We start from the raw sequence: 25371 nt of genomic DNA on the forward strand, positions 1-25371 counted from the left end.
AGTCCTTATAAGACTGCGTTTTTTTGTGTGAATTTGTTCATTTTTTATTCTGTATATCCACGGTTATTCATAAATTAATAACAACTGAGGGGATGGAGTTGAGGTCGATGAAAAAAGTATTATTTTTAGGAGACCCAGGCATTGATGACTCTTTAGCAATTATGTATGGATTGTTGCATCCTGATATTGATATTGTTGGTGTAGTAACGGGATATGGAAATGTAACACAAGAAAAGGCGACAAGTAATGCCGCATATTTATTGCAAATGGCAGGACGGGAAGATATACCTGTTATTAATGGTGCGAAAATTCCTTTATCCGGAGATATTACGACGTATTATCCAGAAATTCATGGGACAGACGGTTTAGGGCCAATTAAACCTCCAAAAACTTTTTCACCAAATATAAAGCCTTTTTGTACATTTTTTGATCTTCTTGAAAAATATAAAGGAGAATTAATAATAGTCGATGCTGGTAGATCAACAACATTAGCGACAGCATTTATTTTAGAAAAGCCGATGATGAAGTATGTGAAAGAATATTATATAATGGGCGGTGCTTTCTTAATGCCTGGCAATGTAACACCAGTCGCAGAGGCGAATTTTCATGGTGATCCCATTGCGTCACAATTAGTTATGCAAAATGCCAAAAATGTAACATTAGTGCCACTTAACGTTACATCTGAAGCAATTATTACACCGGAAATGGTAAAATATATTACGAAACACTCTAAAACGAGTTTTAATAAGTTAATCGAGCCGATATTTACGTACTATTATAAAGCTTATAGAAAGTTAAATCCGAAAATAAAAGGAAGTCCAGTACATGACGTCGTTACAATGATGGTTGCGGCAAATCCATCCCTTTTAGATTATGTATATCGTCGTGTCGATGTAGATACAGTTGGAATTGCAAAAGGAGAGAGTATTGCTGATTTTCGGCCTCAACCTGATGCAAAAGCATTAAAAAATTGGGTGCGAATTGGTTGGTCGTTACATTATAAAAAGTTTCTTGAGGATTTTGTGAAATTTATGACGTAGACATAATAGGAGCATACAAGTTAAAATAATGGAGATGGTTATTTAAATGACCATCTCCATTATTTTGTTTTTAAATGATAAATAGAGAAGAGTTACACAATAGGAGAGGAATTTTACTTGAAAAAAACTATAGTATGCGCAGTAATTGTGGGTATTTTTGTTTTGCTAATATCGGGTAACTTTTTAGTGAAAAAAGTGTGGAGTTCAAATAATGATGATGCACAGTATATTGCATCTTTTATTGAAGAACATAAAGATGAAAAAAATAGTGCGCTTCTAGTAAAGAGAAATGATAAAGTTGTTTATTCTGTAAACCCAAATGTTGTATTGCCAGTTGCTAGTACGATGAAATTAATTGTGGCGCTTGAATATACGAAACAAGTTACTGAAGGGAAAATTGATTCTTCTAGTTTCGTGTCGATTAATGATGTGAATCGTTATTATGTGCCGAATACAGATGGTGGTGCACAAGATAGATGGCAAAAGTATTTGGAGAAGACGGGCAAGATAACTGAAGGAGCGGTTTCTTTAGAAGAAGTGGCAAAAGGAATGGTTAAGTTTAGTTCGAATGCAAATGCTGAATACTTAATGGAATTGTTAGGATTAGATAACATCAATCGAAATTTACAAAGTTTATCACTTCCTGCACATCAACCACTATTTCCAATCGTTTCATCTTTGTATATCCCGGGATATTTGCATAAAGAATTACATGTTCCAAAATATAAAATAGAGAAAAAGTTAAAAGAAATGTCTCAAGAGCAATATCGTGAATATGCGATGATTATTCATGAACGCTTAAAGAAGAAGGGACCATTATTACAGAAGGAAATTCCGCTTTATTTAGAGGAACGTTACGACAAAATTTGGTCAGATAGATTACCAGCAGCTTCTGCAAATGATTATATGGTATTACTTCAAAAGGCAAACCATAAAGGTGGCTTGACAGAGGCTGAAGAAAAAGTGTGGGCAAATATCGTTGAAACAGACATGAGTGCCAAGAAATACCGTAAAACATTCAGACATGCGGGGCAAAAGAATGGTTACACACCATGGACGGTTACAAAAGCAGTTTATGCTATGGATAAACGTGGAAACTGTACAGAAATTGTGTTTTTGGCGAATAATTTAAATGAAGACGATAGTGCAGAAATACGGAAGCATTTAGCAAACTTGCATTTCCAAGTGTTGCAAAGTGATAAGTATGATGCGACTTTTATTAAATAAACTCGGTGCAGAGAGCACCGAGTTTATTTTTATGTACAAGCACTTTTTTTCTATCTCTGGGTATGATGGGTAGTAATACTTAGGTGAGAGGGGAAAAGGTGATGAAACAAAGTAAAGAAGAGTTTATAAAGAGTGAAGGCGCTGATTTCCCTGGGAAAACATATGTGGATTGTGTATTACAACATGTATTTGATTTTCAACGAAATTACTTATTGAAAGATATGTTTCAAGTGCATAAAGCACATATTACGATGCTGACGGAAGAAAATTTAATGAAAAAGGAAGAAGCTAAAGTTATATTACACGCATTAAAAAAGGTAGAGGGAATTCCAGAAGAGCAATTGCTCTATACAGAGCAGCATGAAGATCTCTTTTTTTTAGTCGAACATTTAATTTCTCAAGAAGCGAAATGCGATTTTGTAAGTAATATGCATATTGGTAGAAGTAGAAATGATATGGGCGTAACGATGTATCGCATGAGTTTAAGGCGATATGTATTACGATTAATAGAACATCATTTGTTATTGCAAGAAAGTGTACTGCAACTTGCTGCTGATCATAAGGAAACGATCATGCCAGCTTATACACATACACAACCAGCACAGCCAACAACATTTGGTCATTATACGTTAGCAATTTATGATACGATGCAAAGAGATTTAGAACGAATGAAAAAAACGTACCAGCTTTTAAATCAGTCTCCAATGGGGGCGGCTGCACTCTCTACAACAAGTTTCCCGATTAAACGAGAACGAGTTGCTCATCTACTTGGATTTACAAATGTAATTGAGAACTCATATGATGCTGTTGCTGGAGCGGATTATTTATTAGAAGTTAGCTCGCTACTTATGGTAATGATGACGAATACGAGTAGATGGATTCATGACTTTTTGTTGTTAGCAACGAAAGAATATGACGGTATTACTGTTGCAAAGTCATATGTACAAATCAGTAGTATTATGCCGCAAAAACGAAACCCGGTTTCAATTGAACATGCTCGTGCAATTACGAGTAGTGCTTTAGGAGAAGCATTTACAGTATTTCAAATGATTCATAATACACCATTTGGTGATATTGTCGATACGGAAGATGACTTGCAGCCATATTTATATAAAGGGATTGAAAAGGCAATTCGTGTTTTTTGTATGATGAATGCAGTGATCCGAACGATGAAAGTAGAAGAAGAAACGTTAAAAAGTCGTTCCTATAAACATGCAATAACGATAACGGATTTCGCCGATGTTTTAACAAAAAACTATGAAATTCCATTTCGGCATGCTCATCATGCAGCAAGTGCTATTGCAAATATGTCATTGGAGCAGAAAAAAGAACTACATGAATTACACTTCAAAGAGGTAAATATGTACTTGCAAGAACATTTTAAAATAAATTTATTAGAAAAAGAGTGGAAAGAAATTATATCGCCAGAAGCTTTTATTCAAAAAAGAAATGTATACGGTGGACCGAGTAAAAAAGAGATGGAGCGCATGATCAAAAATCGAAAAGAGTCATTTCAACAAGAAGAAGATGTATTTGAAAAGGAAAAACAGAGAATTTTACAAGCTGAAAATGCTTTGAATACATTAGCTTTGAATATTATTGAATCGTAAAAGAGGGATTTGATGAATTAATCGCCAATACTTAATTAAACTATGAATAGAGAGAAGAGATTGTCGATGATTCAATTACATGTATATGAAGAGATTTTTCATTTTAAAGAAGATGTTACACCATTTCTAGAAAAGAATGAGCAGGAAAACAATCTCATATTAGGTGTATTACAAATGGTCCAAGAACCGATATTTATGGGGATAGCGAAACAAGGAGAAGAAATTGCGGTTGTATTTCTGCAAACAGAAGAGAAGAAACAAATCATTGTTGCAACTTCTGAAATTGCGGGAGTAACTATTGAGGAACTTGCAAAAGAATTAACGAAAGTATATCCGGATATTCCTGGATTGATCGGTAATAAGAAAATTGTACAGAAATTAGCGGAAGAGATTGCCGTATTAGAAAATAAAAAAACGAATGTTGCAATGGAGCAAGGTGTGTATGAGCTGAACAGAGTAAAGAAGAAGTGTAATGCGAATGGACTTTTCCGAGCGGTAAATAATGATGAATTACCATTAATAGAACAGTGGATATATCAATTTTGTGAAGACGTAAAGCTTCCTACTACGAAAGAAGAAGCAAAACAAACTGCGTATACATTAATAACTACAAATCGACTGTTTGGTTTGGAAGTGGATGGGAAACTCGTTTCTGTAGCTGCAAAAACGAGACCAACTAAAAATAATATAACAGTCAATTTCGTATATACGCCGAAAGAAGCAAGGAAAAAAGGGTATGCATCTCATTGTGTAGCAGCACTTAGTCAACGTATGTTAGATGAAGGCTACCAGACGACTACGTTATATACTGATCTAGCGAATCCGACATCTAATAAAATTTATCAAGAAATTGGTTATGAACAAATTGCGGAATCTGTGCTCATATTTTTAGAGAAGTAAAACAAAAAGGCGTGCTATTTTAGCACGCCTTTTTGTTATTCATCAATTCTAATAACCTCGCCTTGAGGGAATTCCTCAGTTTCTAGTAAGTTACGAATAGCTTTCGCAACATATTCAGGTGATAATAGCTTTCCTTCTTCTTTTAATGCAATGAAGCGGTCTAAATTTGTGAAGTCTTCTTTAGCTGTTTCACGAATTTGTGCTTGCATATTTGTATCAACAACACCGGGGGCAAAAGCGACGATTTTTACTGGATATTCTTTTTCCCCTTCTTCAGTTGCTACGCATTGTGTAAACATATTTACACCAGCTTTCGTCGTACAATAAGCGCCCCATCCGAAATAAGGATTTTTTCCTGCACCAGATGAAATATTTATAACGCGTTTATCTACTTTCCATTCTTTCGTATGTTTCATAAACGTAGATGTAAGAATCATAGGTGCAAGTAAATTAATGTGAACGTTCGTAATGAATTGTTCACTTTCTGCTTTTTCAATCGGCTTCATAGGTGCAACTGTACCTGCATTATTAATTAAATGAATAGAGGATACATTGTCTTCTTTAATGGATGAAATGATTTCTTTAAAGTTAGTTTCTAAGTTATGTACATCTTGAAGATCTAAGGAATGAAAAATGCAATTGCTGTTATATTGCTCTGCAAGTTTAGTAAGTTCTTTATTTTCTCTTCTAGAAATAGAGATGACAGTTGTACTTTCTTCTAACAATTGAGTGGCAATAGCCTCACCTAAACCTTGTGAAGTTCCTGTTATGATAACGTAGCGCATAGTTTTATAAACTCCTCTCGTATGTGCGGAATTTTGTTGGACAACGTACATTGCATAGTTTGTCTACATTTTATAGTATAGAGCACTTTTTACTATAAATGAAATGAGATGATTGTGTGCCTTTTATAAACCGTTTTACAACAACAGTACCTGGTGCCGTCACGTTCACTGGGAACACGTTAGGGCTTAGCCCTACATCACCTGCGCCAGGTAATATTTTTGGTACACTTGCTGTATTTACTACGGTAAATACAGCGCTGCAAGTACCAGGGTTCCCAGCAGGAACGACGGATGAATGGCAATTGAATTCTTCGAGTGCAATTTTAAATCTTCCGGCGGGGAGTAGTGTGCTATATGCAGAGTTAGTTTGGGCTGGTACTTTTCGGACTGATACGGAAGATGTTTTACCATTTTTAAATGATGATATTACATTTACAACACCATCAGGGACGTTTGCTGTTACGCCAGATCCCGCTACCGCGCAGCAAGGTTCAGTAGGAAATCAGTTTTATTATGCTCGCTCTGCTAATGTAACGAATCTTGTTAGTGCAGGTGGGGCAGGCACATATACAACAGGTGCTGTGCCCGCTGCAAGAACTTCAGCTGATCCAACAATCAGTCGTTCAGCTGGCTGGACGCTTGAGGTTGTATATCAAAATGCAAGTTTACCTCTTCGGAATTTGTCAGTTTATGCAGGCCAAGAAATTATTGATGCTTCATCCCCGCCTGTTGATGCTACTATTTCAGGATTTGCTACTCCAGCTACAGGAGCTGTTACAGGAAGAGTACTCGTAACTGTTCAAGAGGGAGATTCCAACATTTCTGGAGATCAACTTCGCTTTGGACCAAACCCAAATGCTACAGTTGCATTATTCGGACCGAGAAATCCGGCAAATAATTTCTTTCAATCTCAAATTTGTAATGACTTTGGGGAATTAGATACAACCGGAACGTTTGGAGATTTGAATCAGCCATTAGGGATAGCTTTGGCTGTTCGAAGACAAGGATGGGATATTACAAACGTAGATGCTTCATCATCATTAGTAAATAATCAAACGTCAGCAACCGTTCGGTTCGTTACAAATGGTGATGGTTATGCAGCGGCTGGTTTTGGTGTTCAAATTGATGCGACGGGACCGATTATAAATCCTGTCAAATCTGTTGATAAAGCAGTTGCAGGTATAGGAGATATTCTCACTTATACGATTACAGTTCCGAATACAGGAACAGGAAGTGCGGACAACGTTTTATTACAAGATAGTATTCCGAACGGCACAGCATTTATAGCTGGTAGTGTAACGGTTGGTGGAGTAACACAACCAAGTGCGAATCCAGCTAGTGGAATTAATTTAGGAACGATACCAAATAATGCTCAAAGAATCGTTACATTCCAAGTAAGAATTACATCGTTTCCAAATCCAAACCCTATTTCAAATCGTGCAATGGTGTCTTACCAATTTCGTCCTTTCGTTGGTAGCCTTCCTATTGCAAGTACGTCTTCTTCAAATACAGTACAAACGACAGTGAATCAAGCAACTATAAGTATGCAAAAGTCTGTAGATCTACAGACGGCAACACTTAATGATGTATTAACGTACACGGTTAATGTAACGAATAATGGAAACATCACTGCAAACAATGTTATTTTTGTTGATAGTATCCCTGCTGGAACAACATTTGTCGCAAATAGCGTTACGGTAAACGGGGTAGCACGTCCAGGAGCGAATCCAGCAAGTAGTATTAATCTTGGAAGTATTAATGCATCGCAAACGACTGTAGTGCGCTTTCAAGTTCGAGTGACATCAAACCCTCTTGTCAATCCAATTCCAAACCGTGCGAGTGTAACATTTAACTTTACTCCAGTACCTGGTCAACCACCAGTTTCAGGGCAAGCGACAAGCAATACTGTAGTTACGACAATTAATATAGCTGATATAACAACGAGAAAAACAGTGGATAAAGCTTTTGCAACGGTTAACGACGTTCTTACGTACACGGTAACAATTCAAAATACAGGAAATGTACTTGCGACGAATGTTATTTTTCAAGATCCAATCCCAACTGGAACGACTTTTATCACAAATAGTGTAACTGTAGATGGAATTTCGCAACCTGGGGCAAATCCGGCAACTGGCTTTACAGTTGCTAACATATCTCCAGGTGGGACTAGGACAGTTACATTTCAAGTACGAGTAACTTCTACGCCATCAGGAGGTACGATTCCGAATCGCGGAAATGTGTCTGCTAATTTCGTCGTTATTCCGAATCAGCCGCCAATAACGATTAATAGACAAACGAATACAGTTGTGACACAAGTTAATACAGGCGGTTTAAATGTAATAAAAGAAGTGAATACAACACAAGCAGCAGTAGGAGATACTTTAACATATACGATTGCCGTTCAAAATACAGGAAACGTTCCGCTAACAAATGTGTTATTTCAAGACACTATTTCTTCCGCTGTTTCCTTCGTTGCAAATTCTGTAACAATTAATGGAGTACAGCAAAGTGGACTAAATCCGAATACAGGATTCTCTCTTCCGAATATTCCTGCGGCTCAAACGGTTGTAGTCACATTTGACGTAGTAATTGTACAGAATCCAGAAAATGAAGATATTTTAAATCAAGCAAATGTAACAGCAAGCTTTCAAGTGAATCCGAATGAACCACCAGTAACAATCAATGTACCGAGTAACGTTGTGAATACGACAGTACAATCAGGGAACTTTGAAGTTGTGAAAGCAGTGAATACGAATGTGGCAACGGTAGGAGATGTTTTAGTATATACAATCGAAGTTATAAATGCAGGTAGTGTACCAGCTACAAGTATATTTTTCCAAGATTCAATTCCGCCAGGGACATTATTTATTGAAAATAGTGTATTGGTTAATGGTGTTTTACAAGAGGGGGCAGATCCAGGACTAGGATTCCCATTAAATGATTTACCTACTGGCGCGAGTGTAATTATTTCATTTGAAGTATTAATTGATGAAATTCCGCCAGGGAATAATGTTGTAAATAACGCGAATGTAACTGGAGATTTTCTTGTAAATCCAACAGAGCCACCAATTACTGTGACGGTTCCAAGTAATACTGTTATGACAGTTGTGAATTCCTCAGGACTAAATGTAATGAAGAGTGTAAGCGCTACTGAAGCAGGTGTAGGAGATACACTAACATATACAGTTGCTATACAAAATAGTGGAACGGTAGTAGCGACAAATGTATCATTCCTTGATCCGATTCCAGTTGGAACCGCTTTTGTAGCGAATAGTGTAACAATAAACGGGACACCTCAACCAGGTTTAAACCCGACAACTGGATTTCCACTTGCTAATATTCCAGTAGGAGGTATAGTAACAGTTACTTTCCAAGTGGCAATCACGAGTGTACCACCAAATAGAGTTCTTCCGAATAATGCGAATGTAACTGCTGATTTCCAAGTAAGTCCTCTCCAGCCACCAATTACAATTGTAACGATTAGTAATATTGTTGTGACGCGAGTGAATGTAGGATCAATTAATGTAATAAAAAGTGTAAATACACCACAAGCAGGTGTAGGAGATACGTTAACGTATACGATTCTTATTCAAAATACAGGAACTGTCCCCGCAACGAATATTATTTTTCAAGATCCAATCCCATCTGGAGCTACATTTGTAGCGAATAGTGTAACGATTAATGGAGTCGTTCAGCAAGGTGCGAATCCTATAGTGGGTTTTCCTGTTACAAATATTCCAGTTGGGCAAACTGCTACAATTACGTTCCAAGTGACAGTGACAAGCGTTCCGAGTGGTGGAAATATAAGAAATCAATCGAATGTTACTGCAAGTTTCCTTATAAATCCGGCAGGACCTCCTATAACGACTACTACAAATAGTAATTTTGTAGTAACACAAGTAAATACAGCGAGACTAACTATACAAAAATCTTCATCTGTACAACAAGCAGCACTTGGAGAGACTTACACATATTCTGTTGTTATACGAAATACAGGTACAGTTGCAGCTACAAATATTTCTTTCATTGACACGATTGCTCCAGAAACAACATTTGTAGCAAATAGTGTAACGATAAATGGAACGCCTCAACCTGGATTTGATCCAAATATTGGTTTCCCGCTTCCTAATATTGCAGCTGGCACATCATTGACAGTAACATTCCAAGTGATAGTTGTTGCACCATCAACGCTTGGGGCAGTTCTAAACACAGCGTCTGCTACAGCTACTTTCTTATTGAATCCTTTACAACCACCTGTAACAACAACGAACTCAAGTAATACAACGGTAGTTACAATACCGTTACCTCCTCCTGGTGAAGTGACAGCAATAAAAACAGTAAATATTGCAACTGGGGCTGTTGGGGATGTATTAACGTATACAGTGCTAATAACGAATGTAGGAATTATCCCTGTTACAGATGTACTCTTCCAAGATGTCATTCCAGAAGGGACGACGTTTGTTGACAACAGTGTAACGATAGGTGGAATACAGCAACCTGGATTAAATCCAGAAATAGGCTTTACAGTTAGTCCGTTATTAAATGCTGGTGCGAGTATTTCTGTAACGTTCCAAGTGACCATTACGGAAATTCCTGATAATGAAGTCATATTAAATGATGCTGACGTTACATTTACTTCACAACCGAATCCGCAGGAGCCACCGATTACGCAAACGATATTAACGAATTTAGTCGTTACGACAATTAATATAGCTTCAATTTTTCCAGTAAAAATAGTAGATAAAGAGGCAGCGACGGTTGGGGAAATATTAACCTATGATGTACTAATTTTTAACTTTGGAACGGTACCGGCAACGAATGTCCAATTTCTTGATTCTAGTACGAGTGGTGTAGCATTTGTTCCAGGAAGTGTGAGTATAAACGGAGTGCCAGAACCAGGATTAGATCCGTTTATAGGCTTTGCAGTTCCAGATATACCTGTAGGTGATTTTGTACTTGTCACATACCAAGAGATGGTAACGAGCATACCTCAAGGTGGAACAGTTGTTAACTTTGTGGACGTTACGGCTACGTTTGCTGTAAGTGAAACAGAGCCGCCTATTACTGAAACGACGACAAGTAACACGACATTAACAGAAATAAATGAATCTGGTTTGAATGTTTTAAAATCAGTAAGTCAGCCGGTTGTTGCAGTAGGCGATACAATCACATATACAACAGTAGTTCAAAATACGGGAACAGTGATAGCGACGAATGTTCAATATAGTGATGTATTACCATCCTCTATAACATTCGTACCGAATAGTGTAACGATAAACGGTGTGTTACAGCCTGGATTAGATCCTAACACTGGATTCTCACTTCCGGATATAACTCCAGGTGAAAGTGTAGAAGTCACATTCCAAGTAACAGTTGTTAGCGTTCCGTCAAACGGAACAATTGCCAATACGGCAAATGTTACCGGAAGCTTTATTTTAGTACCAGGAGAACCACCAGTTATAGTAAATCAGCCAAGTAATACAACACTCACAACTGTAAATAGAGGACGCTTTAATGTTATTAAACAAGTAAATAGAGCCGCTACTCTAGTTGGAGATGTATTGACGTATACAGTGCAAATAACGAATACAGGAACAGTAACAGCTAACAATGTTCAGTTTATTGATACGATTTCAACAGGTGCGTCATTTGTACCAAATAGTGTAACGATAAATGGAGCCCCGCAACCAAACTTAAATCCGATTACTGGATTTGGAGTTGGAGATATCCCAGTTGGTGAAACAGTTATAGTGACGTTTCAAGCGACAGTTACAAACATCCCGTCATCAGGAACAATTACGAACGTTGCAAATATAACAGGAAGCTTTACTTTAGTGCCAGGAGAGCCACCGGTTGTAGTAACAGAGCCGAGTAATACGACGATAACTAGAGTGAATAGAGGACGGTTCAGCGTTATAAAATCTGTAAATAAAGAAGCGACACGATTAGGAGATACGTTAACGTATAGTGTGCAAGTTACAAATACGGGAACGGTAACAGCGACAAACGTTCAGTTTAGTGATGTTCCATCACCTAGTTTAGAATTCGTTCCTGGAAGTGTACAAATAAATGGGATTCCGCAAGTAGGTTTAGATCCATTTGTAGGCTTTGCATTGCCTAATCTTGCAGTAGGGGATAGCGTATTAATTACATTTGAAGTAAATGTAATCGCAGTTCCGCCTTCTAGTAGCATTATGAATACAGCAAGAGTAACGGGTGATTTTGAATTAATTCCAGGAGAACCTCCGTTTACAATTACGAATTCAAGTAATACGACAGTCACACCAGTAAATAGAGGCAGTTTAGATATGCAAAAAGAAGTAGATCATTCAATTGTTGGAGTAGGAGAAACAGTAAAGTATACGGTTCGAATATTAAATACTGGTACTGCTGATGCGATGAATATTCTATTTATCGATGTCCTATCTCCGGAAGCTGTTTTTATACCAAATAGTGTAACTGTAAATGGAGTAGCTCGTCCGGGAGTAAATCCGCAGGTTGGATTTACGATTGTAGACATTCCAGTTGGTGAGACGGCGATTGTAACATATGAAGCTACGATTACGAGCTTTCCAGATGGTGGCACAGTAGTGAACGTTGCTGGGGCGTTAGCAGAATATATTTTAGTACCAGGGGAGCCTCCAGTTACAGTGATGGATACGAGCAATACAGTTATAGTGACGGTAAATACTGCAATCTTATTTGTTGCAAAAGGAGCAAACTTTGAAGTAGCGATGGTAGGAGATGTTGTCACTTATGGAATTGCCGTTATAAATGACAGTACAGTTCCTGTGACGAATATTGTTTTAACAGATATCATTGATCCGAATACTTTATTTATAAATGGCACGGTAACGGTAAATGATGTACCTCTTCCATTTGCTAATCCGAATACCGGTATTCCGTTAGGTGATTTTCAGCCAAATGACGCAGCAATTATTAATTTCCAAGTTGTAATAACAGGAGGACAAATAAATAATTTAGTTACAAATACTGCTATAGCAAATGGGCTCGCAACTGTAAATCCGAATGAGCCGCCAGTAGTAGTTGAAGGTGATAGCAATACAGTTGTTATCCCGTTTATTTCTCAAAATGTCTCAACGACAGTCGTAAAAACGGCAAATTTACAGGCAGCAACAATTGGCGATGTTATTACGTTTACGACAGTTATTACAAATACGGGGGATACAGCAATACAAAATATTCGTTTTCAAGATATGTTAGATAGTAGTGTTCAATTTGTCCTTGGAACTGTAACGATTGATAATACGCCAGTGCTAAATGTAAACCCAGTATCAGGTTTTATTATAGGAAATTTAAATCCAGGTGAAGCACGGACAGTTTCGTTCCAAGTAGTAGTGCAGAGCGCGCCAAATGGTTCAGGAAATTATATAAATCAAGCGAGTATTCGTTTCGAACATCAAGTAGGCACAGTATTGCCACCTGTTACACAAATGGTAGAAAGTAACATAGTTGTCATTCCATTTGTTCCAACGATAGAACAAATTTGTGAAACGAATCTTAATTGCTTAGGGAAAATTCCTTTTCAATGTTCTCCGTGTAATCATTTGCAAATAAATAAAAAATAAATACAGAAAGAGCATCCGGAAAAAAGGATGCTCTTTCTGTATTTATCATGTAGATTCTTTTTCGGGTGAGGTGAAAAATTCGTCGATTTTGTCGGAGAGTAGTAATGGAATGGCTCCTTTTATAACAGAAATGTCCCAGTCCCACCATGCGAGATTCTCTAGTTTGTCAATCGTTTCTTGCGGGAAACGATATCGAACAAATTTTGCAGGATTACCAGCTACAATTGCATACGGGGGTACATCTTTTGTAACAATGCTCCTGGCGCCGATAATGGCCCCGTTACCAATTGTAACACCAGATAAAATGCAGGATTGATAACCAATCCATACATCATTGCCGACTACGATATCACCTTTTGAAGAAGGGTGACCAGTAATATGTGCTCCTTCATCAAAAAGTGCATTAAATGGATAAGTTGTTATCCAGTCTGCGCGATGTTCACCGCCAAGTATGAAAACGACTTCTTCTGCTAATGAACAAAACTTACCTATTTTTAATTTTGTTTCATCGTTCCAAGAAAAAATGGTTGGCCCTACTTTACTATAAGTATAATCACCAATATCATATTTATTATATTCAGGTTTTTGATTTAAATATAACATGCTTCTTCAGCCTCCTTTCTCAATTAAGTGATACGTATGGAATATTATATGCAAGATGTAGTAATGTGAACTGTATTAATAGGTGAAATGAACAAAAGGAAGTGGGATATATGCGATACGAACTGGGTCTATATAATAAACCGTTTCAGTCAATTCAATCAGGAAAAAAAGTATATGAAGTACGCCTATACGATGAAAAACGTCAACTAATAAACAAAGGCGATGAAATCGTATTTACGAATCTTACGACAAAAGAAATGATGACGGTAAAAGTAACGGAAATAAAGCGATACGAGAGCTTTAAAGCCATGTATGAACAAATCGATAAAAAATTATTGGATTGTGAAAATGATAGTTTAGAGGAAATGTTAGAAAGTACATACAAAATATATACGAAAGAACAAGAAAAAGAGTGGGGAACAGTTGCGATTCGTATTGAGGTAATAAAATGATAAGAAATCGCGGAGCGGCTATCATTGTACAGGAAGGAAAAATCGCTCTTATAAAACGTATTCGAGAAGAGGAAACATATTATGTGTTTCCTGGCGGAGGGATTGAGGAAGGTGAAACGCCTGAAGAGGCAACGAAAAGAGAGGTATACGAAGAATTAGGGGTACATATAAAAGTGGAGCACCTTATTGCAAAGGTAAAATATAAAGGAAATGAATATTATTATGCTGCCTATATTACAGGCGGAGTGTTCGGAAGTGGAACAGCTGAGGAATTTCAGTGGGAAGGTAGAGGAAGTTATATTCCGTTATGGCTACCGATAAATGAGTTGGAAAAAGTGAATATAAAACCTTATGAAGTGGTCGGAAATATATTTAATCATTATAAAATATAACGTCTGACAACATACAAAAAAAACCATTGACATCGGCTTCTGATTTAAGTATTGTATTCGAGTATGTTTATAATCAGGAGGTTTATATGAGCAATCAAACTACTACACATCATGTGAAAATGACAACAGCAGATCCATCTGGAATTGGTCTATTTGGATTAGCGATGGTAACACTTGTAGCATCATCTCAAAAGTTAGGCTTAACAGATGGCGTTTCACTTGTATTACCGTGGGCAATCTTTTTAGGAGGATTTGCACAAATCTTTGCTTGCATTCATGATGCAAAGCATAACAATACATTCGGTACAACAGCATTCGGTGCGTACGGTCTATTTTGGCTAGGTGTTGGAATGACTTGGTTAATTCAACTTGGAGTATTTGGCGAAAAATTAGCACAAGCTGCAGATTCAAAACAGCTTGGTGTAGCCTTTATCGGATATTTGATTTTCACAATCTTTATGACAATTGGTGCAATGGAAACACATAAAGTATTATTTATGATTTTCGTCCTTATTGATTTCTTATTTATCGGTCTTTCATTAAGTACTTTAGGTGTTATGCCGCATGCAATGCATAATTTAGCAGCATATTCTGAACTTCTTATTTCATTATTATCTTTCTATGGTTCAGCAGCAGCAGTGTTAAACACACACTTCGGAAAAGTTGTTTTACCAGTTGGAAAGCCGTTTGGTATTTTTAAAAAGTAATAAAAAAGCACAGATGATTGTATAGTCATCTGTGCTTTTTTATTTATTGAAAGCTATAGCAGTCGTCTTTGTTAATTCAGAAATTTTTTGAGAGCTCGCAGAATTACCGTCTATTGTTACATGAACTTGTTGCTTAGGGTTCGCTGTAACTACCCATGCGTTTGGTAAATAGCGTGATTTATGAGATAAGGTGGAAGGGATATTTAAAATATCTCCCATTGCATATAATGTTGCTGATGATCCACCGTCCATTGCCATCGCATTGACAGCACCTTTTTCATAAAGAATATCTTGACAATCTCTCAAGGAAGCACCAATGCTATGAGGTTGTCTACCATCAATGACGAAAAACATAATCGATCCATCTTTTTTCTGAGCCATAATGCTTCGAGGGCCATATCCCCAACCACCATCATTTGTAATCATTTTTTCTCCATTTACAATTAGCTGAGGCATAAATCCAGCAGCGGAAACAACATTTTTATTTAACAATTGGTTAGCAGAAAACTCTCCAGAAACCATTTGTCCATATTTTGTAATACCACTAGTGAGGGTAGGGGTATTAATATCTTTCGGCGTGTTTATAACTTTACCGTTTTCAATAACAATACCGATTCCGGTTTTACCACCACCATGCCCGGTTTCATCCCAAAAACCACTGGCATTGACAGCGGCAACTGCATGGTTTCGCTTTGCCATTACGTATATTTTTTCTCCGACGTCTTTACCTTCTGAACCTTGCTGGGTAACAAGTTTTACGTTGAATGGATTACTAATTGTCATTAATTTCCCTTCGAAAAAATGATCATTATATTTTTTCTTTATTGTTTCAATAGAAACATCTAGTGGTAAATCTTTTCGTCTTTCTAACTCTTTTTTTGAAAGTTTAGAAGTTAAAAATTCACTATTTTTCCATTTTGGATTTGTGATGGATTGAGAAATATCATTTAATTCTTCATCAGACAATAACGTGAATTTTGCATATTGTGGATGCTGAGAAGTTAAAATACTCTCGGCTGCGATAACACGTAAATTATGACCGTATGAAGTACCGAATAAAATAATAGCAGCTCCTATTAGTAAGAATATTGTTAAAAGGGAGGTTGCTTTTAAAAATCTAATAAAATACTTTCTCATCATAAGGACTCCTCTTTCTGTAAAGTGAACAATTGATTAGAGATTGAGCATGATACAAAAACATTTTTTATTTGAAATAAGTAATGTGAAATGATGATAATACAATAATGTTTGAAGATAGATTTGGCAATAGTTGAATATGAATGTAGATATTTAAAATGAAATATAAATAGTCAGATGTGAAATGTAAATAAAAGTAGAAAAAAATCAATTGAAATTGATTCTCATTATTAATATAATGAGAATGAGAATCATTTATTGTTAGAGGGGGATGCCAAAGTGGCAAAAATTTTAATAGCTTATGCAAGTATGTCAGGAAATACAGAGAGTATTGCTGATTTAATTAAAGTTAGTTTAGATGCTTTTGATCATGAAGTAGTATTGCAAGAAATGGAAGGCATGGATGCTGAAGAATTATTAGCTTATGATGGAATCATTTTAGGATCTTATACGTGGGGCGATGGTGAATTACCATTTGAAGCGGAAGATTTTCATGATGACTTAGAAAATATAGATTTAGCTGGGAAAAAGGTAGCGGTGTTCGGATCGGGTGATACAGCGTATGAACTGTTTTGTGAAGCGGTAACGATATTTGAAGAACGTCTTGTAGAGCGCGGTGCAGAGCTTGTACAAGAAGGGCTAAAAATTGAATTAGCTCCAGAAGATGAAGAGGATGTTGAAAAATGCAGTAATTTTGCAATTGTATTTGCTGAGAAGTTCTAAGAATGGGAGTGTCAACGTGGAGACAATGTTAAGTGTAACTGCTATTACAAAGTTAAGAGATGGAAAACTGTTGTTAGCTACTACATATAATGGCTTATTTGTTGAACAAGACGGAGAATGGAAACGAATTTTAAATGGTTTTCAAAAACGAATTAGGGATTTACATAGCGAAGATAATGTAGTTTATGGTGTAGGTGACGAAGGGATTTTTATTCGTAGTATGAATGGTGGAGAGAACTGGACAATTCAGCGTTTTCCAACAAAAGCAACGAGTTGGAATGTATGTAGCAATGTACAAGGAAATGTTGTTGCTCATGGAGAAAAAACGCTGTATCTTTCTAATAATTTCGGTTCGACATGGGAAACTATTCATCCGTTTCTTGAGTATGGCAGTGCGGCACCGTCTATTCGATCGTTATTTTTATATAAACATTACTTATTTATTGGTACGAAAATACATGCTAAATATGGTGGTGTTTGGCTCTTTGATTTGAAGACACGTAAATTAAAGAGGATTAAAATTGCGATGAATCAAATGATCTCCGCGTTGACTTTACACAATTCTTATTTAGTAGCGGCAAGTGGATCGTGCAAGGGAGTTAGCGGGAATATTTCTTATTGTAAAATAGATGAAAGTATTGCAAGTGAAAAAATATATTGGCACACATGTCAAAGTGAGCAGAAAGCAAGTAGTTATTTAGACTTAAGTGTAGATCAACATGTTTTATATACAACTTCAACGCAAAATAAGGCGGGTATTAGTAGTGTGTGCCGTGTGCTTCTTGAAGAAGGTATTGTTACAGTATGTGATTCAGTTAAAGGGCACGGATGGCGCATTGTTAATCAAAAAGAGGGTTATGTAGTAGCCGGATCAGGTGAATTAAAAGCAATGCAGTGGGAACAAAAAATAATTTAAGAAAAAACTTTACTTTTATTATATTGATATGATATAGTATGTTTAAACCATTTTACTTTTAATAATATAGAGATTTAAATGAGCTGTAACTTCCGAGGAGGATAGCAATGTTAAATCTCCTCAGGGGTTGCAGTTTTTTAATATCTGGCTTATTATTGTAAGGTGGTTGAAAATGAATATGTACATATAGGTACATTGTAGGAGGATTTTTTTCATGCAAAACGGTAAAGTAAAATGGTTTAACTCAGAAAAAGGTTTCGGTTTCATCGAAGTTGAAGGCGGAGAAGACGTATTCGTTCATTTCTCAGCTATCCAAGGCGAAGGCTTCAAAACTTTAGAAGAAGGTCAAGAAGTTACTTTCGAAGTAGAACAAGGTAACCGTGGACCTCAAGCTACTAACGTAAACAAGAAGTAATTTTTGAAAAAAGAAGGGCTCGCCCTTCTTTTTTTTTGCACTTTTATAGATGTCCTCCTACTTACATATCATAACAAGACTGAATTTTCATTTATTTATTCGGAGTATTTTTGTATAAAGTACATGAATAAATAAATACTGAAAATAAAGTGTTTGTGTGAAAAGCAATTTAGAAAGAGGTAAATAAATTGAAAAACGCTACACATTTCATTGTGTTTGATATTGAAAGGAATTTCAGACCGTATAAATCAGAAGATCCATCAGAAATAGTTGATATCGGAGCTGTAAAAATAGAAATAGGTACAATGAAGATAATTGAAGAATTTTCGGAGTTAGTAAAACCAAGTGCACGATTAACTCGTCATACAACAAAATTAACCGGTATTACGAAAAAAGATTTAATGGGTGTAGAAAAATTCCCTCAAATTATAGAGAAATTTATTCAGTTCATCGGCGAAGGTTCTATATTTGTTTCATGGGGAAAAGAAGATTATCGCTTTCTATCTCATGATTGTACATTATATGGTGTTGAATGCCCAAGTATAGAAAAAGAAAATAGAATTGATTTGCAAAAATTTGTTTTCCAAGCATATGAGGAATTGTTTGAACATACGCCAAGTTTACAATTTGCGGTAGAACAGCTCGCTTTAACGTGGGAAGGAAAACAGCACCGTGCTTTAGCAGATGCTGAAAATACAGCAAATATACTTCTTAAAGTGTATAGCGAGAGAGATATTAATAAGCGATACAAAAGACATGGTGAACTTGAACTTGTAAAAAACGGAAAACTAACAGAAAAAGCGAAAAAAAAGATGCGAAAATGGGTGTTTAAAGAACTAAAGAAAAATACAGAACGCCCTTTTGAATGGAGTACATTTGAAAGTGGTGACACGTGGGAAAGTATAACGGAAAGATATTATATAAGTGAAAATACAGTAGAACTCCTGAAAAAACATTTTCGTACAGCAGTGAGAAAAGCGGAACGACAGATTAGGTATTTGGCTGAGATGGAGGAGAATACAGAGGTTAAATGAATTGCTCCTCCATCTCTAACTACATACATGTAATAACAGCGTATTGATATTAAATAGGCATCAACTTGTTGTTGTGATTGTACATTATAATTGCTTTGGGAGTGTTAAGACGTAATAAGAGTTTTAAACTGTATTAATAAAATAAAAATATATATAAAGAAAAGAGTGTAGTTTAATGGAAACAATCTTTAACATTTTAACTGTTTTAGTTTTTGGGATAATATTTACCACACAATTAGCATTAACTACACTTTCTTTCATAGTAAAGAAGAATTGGAAAAAACTTAATATCTCTTTAAGTTGTGGTGTATTAAAGTTTAAAATAGAAGAGTAAGATTGAGTTTTGTACAAGGGAGGTATGATAGTGGTAGACTTGGATATTAAAGATGTCACAGTAAAGATGGAATTAAACGGTGTCTTTTGGAATGAGGATCGGATTGCTGAAATGAAGGTGACTACAAAAGAAGAGCATTCTGTTATTCTTCGTCTAGTAGTTGATTTAGAAAGTAAAACTATTAGGGCGACGAGTGCGGAAATAGTGAATGGATTCTGCCCTCTGTGCAAACAGAAAAGGGACGAATGTAGTGAACTTAATGACTTGCAAAACAAAATGGAAATTTTAGAAGAAGCCTACGATTGGGTGAGAGAACATCCGGAATATCGTTTTCAATTATCTTTTTACGAGTACAATAAATTTGAGGTAGTAAAGTGAAATTTGCATTTTAACAACTTATAGAAGGACTTGGTCAACTAGAAATATTGAAGTAGATATTTCTAATGGAAATAAGCCTGTATAACAAGGAAGGGATATATTTGATTCTGCAACAAATGTCATCTTGCATCAAAAAAATTTAAAAATAAACATGTTTTATTATAAAGCAGAAAAATCGATTCTTAGTAGAATCGGTTTTTAATATAAATAAAAGAGCGCTTATTAAAAGCGCCCAGTAACAACAGTTATATGGAAGTATTTATCCCGTAAAAGCCCGATTGGTGAGGGCTAATAATTAGTGGGGGATGAACAAAACCCCACAGATTAAAGTTTCACTTTATTCAATACCGCTCGGATCAAACGAATACTGCTGCTTATTCTCAATCTGCTCAATCACATCTTGCAGCTCATCTGGCTTCAGAAACTCAATAGGAGAGAAGCCTTTTTCAAATGTAAGTGTGTCTGCTTCAATCATAAGTACATATCGATCATTTACCTTCGCAATATGTATTTGATCCCCAAAATCCGCAAGCAACGCCTTCACAGAGATATGATCGGCTTTTAGTTTTAATTCCACTTCAGGAGCATGCTCGACGATTTGAGCGGTTGCTTCCATTACTTCTTCAGTTGAAAATTGTTCCATAATTTCGCGTTTCGGACTGGCAGCCCATACTTCCATCGCTTGGTCGAATTGTTCGCGTTCTTCCGTACCTTCTTCAAATACATCTTCAATTTGGTCGTATACCATGTCCATTACTTGTGTTTTCATAATTTCAGGCATAGAGCGTTCATATTCGACGAATTTTAAGAAGTCTTCAAAGTAGCGGGCATGTGATGCTTGATGTATTTTTAGTTCGCCTACTTCAACCATTCCTTCTTCAGGCATGTACGGATATTGGATAGATTTCATATTCTTTGTTGTGATGGCCATTTCAACGTTACGAATCAGTGTTGATTCATCAGAAATAGAAGCAACCTTTGGTTCAAAGTCGCATTTCATTACGAATACGAATGGATCATCAAAGTATTTGCGTAGTTTTGCCTGAGCAATTAAAAATACACCACCACGTACAGCGCTTGTGTCAAGATATGTATAAACGAGAGGTTCGCTCATATCTTTAAAGTTTTCTTTTGTTTCTGCAAAGCGAATACGATTAAAAAGGTTGTAATGAGGGTTTGAATCAAGTTCGTGCCCTTCTTCTACAATAAAGCGACCAATTTTTGTTGGGGCTTGTTCTGTTTTTGCATGACGTTCTACTTTTCGCTTCGATATTTTTAATAACTCACCATTCAAAAATTCTTTTAAGGAACTATCTTCATATTCTTCAGCGTCTAAAGTTTGAAAATGTTTGTAGCGTTTATCAACTGCTTCACCTTTTCCTTCTACTTGTACAACATAAAAGGAAAGATAATTTATTTCAAAATCCATATTTATCACCTTGTTTCATTTCATTAACTCTTATCAGTATAGAGATGGAAAAAACTTTCGTCAATTTATATAAGGAAGGGGAAGCCCCTTCCTTTATATAATCTTTATTTTCTCGATTAAAATCCGTCTTCTAATGCTGCGAATGGAATGTTTAGTCTGTTTTCTACTGTGCGTAAACGTTGGTTTAAGCGGTTTAGTCTACGTGTATGGCGCTCAACTGTATTTTCTAGTTGACGAACTCTTTGTTCAAGCTCATTTACGCGTCTTTCTAATTGACGATTTCCAGTGCCAGGAAAAGAGATTGGAAGTTGGAATTGTCTATTTTGGTCATATGGATTCGTGTGCTCTGCTTGATCTATATAAGATTGATATTGTGTTTGTAAGTCATACTGTGGTTGTTGGTACGCATATTGATTATATGGATCATATGGATTGTAGGGATACATAATAACATCCTCCATTTCTTTAAAATAGGTTGAATTCACCATAATGTATGTGCAAAAGCGGAGCGGTGGCACGGCAAATACCTATTTATGTTGACGGGATTTCTCTTTATCCCGCTATTTGCTGGGCAATAAGACCCCCACTGATTACAGTTTCACTTTATAAAAAATAGCTTGAGGGTTTTTGATTTGTATTTCTTTTGTGTAATGGTATATACTGGATAAAAGGGAGAGTTTACATAAAAGTTACAATTCTATCAAACTCAAACTTTTATGTAAATATGTATAGACATTTATAAAAGAAAAGAGTAATTTATATAGAGTGAAAAATAACTTGTAACATTTTATAAACATATTGTAAAATGATTGTAACAAAACATACATAAAAATGAAATAAATACATAATAGTGATGTTGGGGAAAGGGAGAGAGTATATTGTTCCGTAAAGTAAAGGGTATATTAGTTGGGGTGTTATGTGTAGCTATAATGAGTGGCTGTGGTGCAAAAGTAAGTGATGTTGCATTGGTAAGTGATATTGGTGGGCACACTGTAGAGGCTAAAGCAGAAGTACAGGATACTATTAGTTTAGTTGATGGTCGAACTGGTACTGAAGTGAAAAAATTAGATTTATCTAGTTTAGGCTATTTTGAAGATGAAGCGAAATTTAAAAAGTCTGTCACAAAGGTTGTTGGTGAGATTGGAAAAAGCGTCGACAAAAAAATGGTTCCTTCACGTATAGCACCTGATGGAAGTTGGCAAGAAGGAAAACCTTCTTATGAATTAATGGAAAAAGAATTAGTAGATAAATTGTTAAATGTTGGTATGTGGGATGCTACGTATCAGTTGCCGATCGTGGAGAAAAAACCAGTCGCAACATTAAGTGATGCGCAAGGAAATGGTGCGGTAATTGGTAGATATGAAACGAACTTAGGTGGTTCAACAGGTGGCCGTATTGAGAATATTCGTTTGTCAGCAGCGAGCATAAATGGAGTTGTGTTAGCAAAAGGAGACCGTTTCTCTTTTAATTCATTAATCGGTGATACAACACCAGATAAAGGATATCAATTAGGGAAAGAAATAGTTGATGGTAAATTAGTAGATGGATATGGCGGTGGTGTTTGTCAAACATCTTCAACTTTATACAATGCAGCAGATCAAGCTGGCCTGAAAATGGTGGAGAGAACTACACATTCTAAAACGGTAGGTTATGTTCCACAAGGAAGAGATGCTACAATTGCATATCCATATTTAGATTTAGTATTTGAAAATACGAATGATGCACCTGTGAAGCTTTATATGGGCATTCAGGGTGGAAAGCTAGTTGCTGAAGTACATAAAATGAGATAAGAGTTATAAAGCCACCTTTTCTGAAATTTAGAAAAGGTGGCATTTTTATTATGAAAATAAAAATGTATATAAATTCTGACTTTTCTTATTTACATAGGATGATTTTAGTTGTATCCTTCATAGTAACGGTTATATGTAATGGAAAAATATAGGGATAAGGAGATGGAGTTATTCATGGTACAAATTCATCCGAAAACACGTATTGGTCATGTTGAATTTAAAGTGAAAGACTTAGAGCGTCAAATTGCTTTTTATGAGAATGTTGTAGGATTAGAGGTAATTAAGCAAGAGGGGAATAAAGCATATTTATCTGGAAAAGGTGGAAAGAACGCGTTACTTGTTCTTGAAAAGCTAGAGGACGGGGTACTGCAAGAACCGCGTACGACTGGTATATATCATGTAGCCTTTTTAGTTCCGACTCGTGAAGCTTTTGCTTCTGCGCTATTTGGGGTTCTTCGTAATAAGAATGTAATTGACAGCCCGGATGAGCAAGAAGGGCGTTATACATATTCAAATGAAATTTTACCAATTTCAAGGTTTAATAGTGCAAGTGATCATACATATAGCGAAGCTTTTTATTTGCAAGATTTAGAGGGGAATGGTATTGAAATTTATGCAGACCGTCCGCGTGATCAATGGGGAGAAGGGTCAGGAGGAAGTACACCACTTGATTTAAAAGAATTGGCGACACTCGTTGATTATGAGTTTGATGGTTTGCCTGCTAATACTGTCGTTGGGCACGTACATTTACGAATAGCTGATGTAGAGAAATCACATGAATTTTATGTGGAAACAGTAGGTTTTGAAGTACAACAGCGTGAAGAGGATTGCTTATTTATTTCAGCAGGGGGATATCATCACCATATTGGTGCAAATACGTGGAACGGAGTAAACAATCCACACCCACCAGTATATGCAACTGGACTAAAGGTATATGCTATTGTACTACCGCATAAAGAAGCGTTAGACGAAGTGAAAGAAAGATTAATAGAAAAACAACATGAAATAAATGAAACTACAAATGGGTTTGTGGTGGTAGATCCAAGTGGTATTACAGTGCAGTTTGAAATAGAAGCAGTGTAAAATAAGCGAGAAAGTGTATAATCACTTTCTCGCTTATTTGTGATTATTCATAGCTCAATCCAATATCTTCTTACTATATTCCCATCTTCCTCAGTGAAATCATCATCACGAATCCCGCCGTTATGCAAAATCGTTTTTTCAGAAGCGGTATTCACAGCGTCGCAAACGACAAGTACTTTCGTGATGTCTAACTCCTTCGTTTTTTCTAATGATAATGCTAGTAACTTCGTAGCATAACCTTTTCTTCTTTCAGAAGGGCGAATGCCATAACCAATGTGACCGCCAGCGTTAAATAAATGTTTGGTTAAACTATGACGTATATTAACAGCTCCCACAATTTTATTTTCATCTGTAACAAGCCAATATGTAGAGTCTGGTACCCAAGTTTCAGGGATATTTATTCCGTTATGCGCATCGAGAAGTTCTTGAACCATAGCTGGGAAGTTGGCAGGATTTTTTGAGATAACCCACGGGATCATTGTTTCACCGCTATCTTTCCATTCGTTATAGAAATCTAAGTATTCTTCTTGTAAATCAGTAGTAGGTGTGAGTAATGAGACGTTCATTGTTAGTAAGCTCCTTTATTTATATAGTTTTTATAAAAAATTACGATACAAAGTGAAAGCGTTTTCTATAGTTTCTCAACCTAATTTCACGTAATTCATCTTTGATTTTTTAGAAAATTAGTGAAGGTTTAAAATTAGAAGTTATTTATTTTATGTTAATATTTTAAATATTAACATAAAACGGTCGGAGTATTAAGTATATTTTAGCGGTACCCCTATATGTAAATAAAAGGATGTTTGTGATAATTTTTGTTTTATCTA

21 protein-coding genes are annotated in these 25371 nt (G+C 36.1%); 15 read left to right on the top strand and 6 right to left on the bottom strand.

Features of this window, described 5'->3' with window-relative positions; all coding sequences use genetic code 11:
• The first annotated feature begins 107 nt into the window (after positions 1-107).
• The 4 genes from B9A45_RS11700 (at position 108) to B9A45_RS11715 (ending at position 4777) form a co-directional block, all read left to right on the top strand.
• Positions 108-1040 (top strand): nucleoside hydrolase, encoded by a 933-nt coding sequence (locus B9A45_RS11700; protein ID WP_000756459.1) that lies wholly within the window; start codon positions 108-110, stop codon positions 1038-1040.
• Positions 1041-1157: 117 nt separating this feature from the next.
• Positions 1158-2267 carry a serine hydrolase gene (locus tag B9A45_RS11705; RefSeq protein WP_000751366.1) on the top strand — a complete coding sequence of 370 codons (1110 nt, stop codon included), beginning with the start codon at positions 1158-1160 and terminating at the stop codon, positions 2265-2267.
• Positions 2268-2368: 101 nt separating this feature from the next.
• Positions 2369-3877: an argininosuccinate lyase gene (gene argH / locus B9A45_RS11710; RefSeq protein WP_084064053.1), complete on the top strand. Its 1509-nt coding sequence runs from the start codon at positions 2369-2371 to the stop codon at positions 3875-3877.
• A gap of 66 nt (positions 3878-3943) precedes the next feature.
• The gene (locus tag B9A45_RS11715; protein ID WP_000615376.1) at positions 3944-4777 is read left to right on the top strand and encodes a GNAT family N-acetyltransferase; all 834 of its coding nucleotides are present in this window, start codon (positions 3944-3946) and stop codon (positions 4775-4777) included.
• Positions 4778-4812: 35 nt separating this feature from the next.
• Here B9A45_RS11715 and B9A45_RS11720 read toward each other — a convergent pair whose 3' ends face one another.
• Complete coding sequence (locus tag B9A45_RS11720; protein ID WP_084064054.1) at positions 4813-5562, bottom strand: (S)-benzoin forming benzil reductase; 750 nt, start codon at positions 5560-5562, stop codon at positions 4813-4815.
• A gap of 116 nt (positions 5563-5678) precedes the next feature.
• On the opposite strand from B9A45_RS11720, the gene B9A45_RS11725 reads away from it, so the two are divergent.
• A complete protein-coding gene (locus tag B9A45_RS11725) occupies positions 5679-13151 on the top strand; it encodes a DUF7507 domain-containing protein (RefSeq protein ID WP_084064055.1) in 7473 nt (2490 codons plus the stop codon).
• Between the two features lie 45 nt (positions 13152-13196).
• Here B9A45_RS11725 and B9A45_RS11730 read toward each other — a convergent pair whose 3' ends face one another.
• On the bottom strand, positions 13197-13754 hold the full coding sequence (locus tag B9A45_RS11730; protein ID WP_000966305.1) for a CatB-related O-acetyltransferase: 558 nt from the start codon (positions 13752-13754) through the stop codon (positions 13197-13199).
• Positions 13755-13864: 110 nt separating this feature from the next.
• Between B9A45_RS11730 and B9A45_RS11735 the strand changes: the two genes are divergently transcribed.
• The 3 genes from B9A45_RS11735 (at position 13865) to B9A45_RS11745 (ending at position 15305) form a co-directional block, all read left to right on the top strand.
• A complete protein-coding gene (locus B9A45_RS11735; protein WP_016111403.1) occupies positions 13865-14206 on the top strand; it encodes an ASCH domain-containing protein in 342 nt (113 codons plus the stop codon).
• The gene (locus B9A45_RS11740; RefSeq protein ID WP_000620829.1) at positions 14203-14598 is read left to right on the top strand and encodes an NUDIX hydrolase; all 396 of its coding nucleotides are present in this window, start codon (positions 14203-14205) and stop codon (positions 14596-14598) included. The genes B9A45_RS11735 and B9A45_RS11740 overlap by 4 nt, the downstream gene beginning before the upstream one ends.
• A gap of 86 nt (positions 14599-14684) precedes the next feature.
• Entirely contained in the window at positions 14685-15305 is a 621-nt protein-coding gene (locus B9A45_RS11745; protein WP_000070938.1) for an acetate uptake transporter, read from the top strand.
• Between the two features lie 39 nt (positions 15306-15344).
• Here the strand turns inward: B9A45_RS11745 and B9A45_RS11750 are convergent, their stop codons facing one another.
• Entirely contained in the window at positions 15345-16442 is a 1098-nt protein-coding gene (locus B9A45_RS11750; RefSeq protein WP_048568309.1) for a phosphodiester glycosidase family protein, read from the bottom strand.
• Positions 16443-16721: 279 nt separating this feature from the next.
• Between B9A45_RS11750 and B9A45_RS11755 the strand changes: the two genes are divergently transcribed.
• The 5 genes from B9A45_RS11755 (at position 16722) to B9A45_RS11780 (ending at position 20242) form a co-directional block, all read left to right on the top strand.
• On the top strand, positions 16722-17165 hold the full coding sequence (locus B9A45_RS11755) for a flavodoxin (protein WP_001062753.1): 444 nt from the start codon (positions 16722-16724) through the stop codon (positions 17163-17165).
• 16 nt (positions 17166-17181) lie between these two features.
• The gene (locus tag B9A45_RS11760) at positions 17182-18081 is read left to right on the top strand and encodes a WD40/YVTN/BNR-like repeat-containing protein (RefSeq protein ID WP_000449526.1); all 900 of its coding nucleotides are present in this window, start codon (positions 17182-17184) and stop codon (positions 18079-18081) included.
• Positions 18082-18295: 214 nt separating this feature from the next.
• Positions 18296-18496, top strand: a complete 201-nt coding sequence (gene cspB, locus B9A45_RS11765; protein ID WP_001179150.1) for a cold shock-like protein CspB — start codon at positions 18296-18298, stop codon at positions 18494-18496.
• Between the two features lie 188 nt (positions 18497-18684).
• Complete coding sequence (locus B9A45_RS11770) at positions 18685-19530, top strand: exonuclease (RefSeq protein ID WP_000786417.1); 846 nt, start codon at positions 18685-18687, stop codon at positions 19528-19530.
• A 364-nt stretch (positions 19531-19894) separates the two neighbouring features.
• Complete coding sequence (locus B9A45_RS11780) at positions 19895-20242, top strand: hypothetical protein (protein ID WP_000227983.1); 348 nt, start codon at positions 19895-19897, stop codon at positions 20240-20242.
• A 337-nt stretch (positions 20243-20579) separates the two neighbouring features.
• Here B9A45_RS11780 and B9A45_RS11785 read toward each other — a convergent pair whose 3' ends face one another.
• A complete protein-coding gene (locus tag B9A45_RS11785; protein WP_084064056.1) occupies positions 20580-21671 on the bottom strand; it encodes a DUF3900 domain-containing protein in 1092 nt (363 codons plus the stop codon).
• 116 nt (positions 21672-21787) lie between these two features.
• Positions 21788-22117 carry a hypothetical protein gene (locus tag B9A45_RS11790; protein WP_000283715.1) on the bottom strand — a complete coding sequence of 110 codons (330 nt, stop codon included), beginning with the start codon at positions 22115-22117 and terminating at the stop codon, positions 21788-21790.
• Between the two features lie 432 nt (positions 22118-22549).
• Between B9A45_RS11790 and B9A45_RS11795 the strand changes: the two genes are divergently transcribed.
• Positions 22550-23461 carry a VanW family protein gene (locus B9A45_RS11795; protein WP_000488972.1) on the top strand — a complete coding sequence of 304 codons (912 nt, stop codon included), beginning with the start codon at positions 22550-22552 and terminating at the stop codon, positions 23459-23461.
• A 174-nt stretch (positions 23462-23635) separates the two neighbouring features.
• On the top strand, positions 23636-24544 hold the full coding sequence (locus tag B9A45_RS11800) for a VOC family protein (RefSeq protein WP_000249877.1): 909 nt from the start codon (positions 23636-23638) through the stop codon (positions 24542-24544).
• A 47-nt stretch (positions 24545-24591) separates the two neighbouring features.
• On the opposite strand, the gene B9A45_RS11805 is transcribed toward B9A45_RS11800, so the two are convergent.
• Positions 24592-25110 carry a GNAT family N-acetyltransferase gene (locus B9A45_RS11805; RefSeq protein WP_001103121.1) on the bottom strand — a complete coding sequence of 173 codons (519 nt, stop codon included), beginning with the start codon at positions 25108-25110 and terminating at the stop codon, positions 24592-24594.
• Positions 25111-25371: the final 261 nt, after the last annotated feature.

This window comes from Bacillus sp. JKS001846 (assembly GCF_900176455.1).
Classification (GTDB): domain Bacteria; phylum Bacillota; class Bacilli; order Bacillales; family Bacillaceae_G; genus Bacillus_A; species Bacillus_A cereus.